The organism is Pseudomarimonas arenosa, from assembly GCF_014841215.1.
GTDB lineage: Bacteria > Pseudomonadota > Gammaproteobacteria > Xanthomonadales > Xanthomonadaceae > Pseudomarimonas > Pseudomarimonas arenosa.
This window is the reverse complement of the sequence record NZ_JACYTR010000134.1, coordinates 1-1778: the sequence shown is the minus strand read 5'-3', so window position 1 is coordinate 1778 and position 1778 is coordinate 1. Positions and strand designations below refer to the sequence as shown.

Below are 1778 nucleotides of genomic sequence, written 5' to 3'. Positions count from 1 at the left end.
CGAGGGGCGGCTGGAGGAAGCGGAAAGCGAAACTTTGACCGTAGGAGCACGCACAGGTGGTGAGGCCGGGTACGGGCGGTGAGCTGGCTAGGAACAGCGAAACCCGAAGTCCATCCGAAGACGTACCCGGTAGAGCCTGACGGGATGAAGTGAGAGTCGATGTTCTTACTCGGGGAGATCCGCGCCGTGAGAGCGGAGTGGAAGTCAGCAGAGGCCATAGTGGTGCCGTGAGAGGGCATGAAGGGCCGAAGCGTGCAGAGAGGACCACAGTCCCACAGCCGAACGGCGTGGCGGGTTGAGCGACACCAAGGCGGCGCTGCAACTGCGGCAGCCACCCCTTGGCCGGCGGCGGCGGAACCGAGTGGAACTCGGGATGGCCGCTGGCGTACTCGGCAGCCAGGCGGTTCGCGCGGTCGGATGCCAGAAGGGGTCTGTAAGGAAAGTCATGGAAGGAATGATGGAGCGCGTGGTATCGCGCGAGAACATGGTGGCGGCCTGGCAGCAGGTGAAAGCGAACGCGGGTGCCGGGGGTGTGGATCGGAAGACGGTGGACGCTACTCACCGGCATCTGGTCAGCCACTGGCCCGGCATCGCCGAGAAGCTGGTGGCCGGCACGTACCGCCCTGGCGCGGTACGCGCGGTGACGATCCCGAAACCGAACGGGGGTGAACGCCTGTTGGGGATACCGAACGTGCAAGACCGGTTGATCCAGCAGGGGTTGTCACAGGTATTGGGCGAGGTGTTCGAGCCCAAGATGAGCGAGCACTCGTACGGTTTTCGACGTGGCCGCTCGGCGCACGACGCGGTGGCGGCGGCGCGGGACCACGTTCTGTCAGGGAAACGGTATGTGGTGGATCTGGATCTCAAGCAGTTCTTTGACCAGGTGGACCACGACATCCTGATGGAGCAGGTGAAGCGCGAGGTCACCGACAAGCGGGTGCTGCGCCTGATCGGGCAGTATCTGCGGGCGCCGATGGTGCAGGCCGACGGCCGGCGGGAGAAACGGCAACGTGGAACGCCGCAAGGCGGTCCTCTGAGTCCGCTGCTGGCCAATATCTACCTGACGTCGCTGGATCGCGAACTGGAGGCACGAGGCATCGCGTTTGTGCGCTATGCCGACGACATCCAGTTGTACATCGGCAGTCTGCGGGCGGCCGAGCGACTGCTGGCCAGTCTTAGCCAGTGGTTACAGCGCCATCTGAAGCTGGAAGTCAATGCCGACAAGAGCGGCAGAGGCCCCAGCGACGGGGCGACCTTGCTCGGTTTCCGGCTGCATGCCAACGGTGAGATCGACCTGGCGCCGCGCAGCCTCGAACGGCTCAAGGACGAAGTCCGCGCGCAGTGGGATGCGCGTTGTTCGTTGCCGTTGACGGAACGGCCCCAGCGCTGGCGGGAGTACCTCACCGGCTGGTGGGGCTATTTCCGCTTTGCCACCTGCTGGCGGCAAGTGTGCGGGCTCAGCGGTTGGATTCGTCGGCACCAGCGGAAATACTTCTGGCTGCGCTGGCACCATCCGCGTGGGCGTCTGCGGGCGCTGCAACGTCTTGGCATCCAGGGCCGTGCCCTCGGCCAGGCCTGGAGCCGTCGCGGCGCTTGGCGCATGGCCCGCCACCCTGTTCTCCACACCGCGCTTCCGAACGCCCGGCTCAGTCGCTGGGGCTTCGGTCTTCCCTGGCACTCCGCGGCTTAGCCGCTCCACGCAACCGCCGGATGCGGACCCGCATGTCCGGTGGTGTGGGAGCCCTGAGCGGCGCAATCCGCTCAGGGCGACCCGATCG

At 65.9% G+C, this 1778-nt stretch carries 1 protein-coding gene; it reads left to right on the top strand.

The window, feature by feature from the left end; translation table 11 throughout:
- The first annotated feature begins 295 nt into the window (after positions 1-295).
- Entirely contained in the window at positions 296-1690 is a 1395-nt protein-coding gene (ltrA, locus tag IFO71_RS21545; protein WP_225444875.1) for a group II intron reverse transcriptase/maturase, read from the top strand.
- Positions 1691-1778 lie beyond the last annotated feature (88 nt).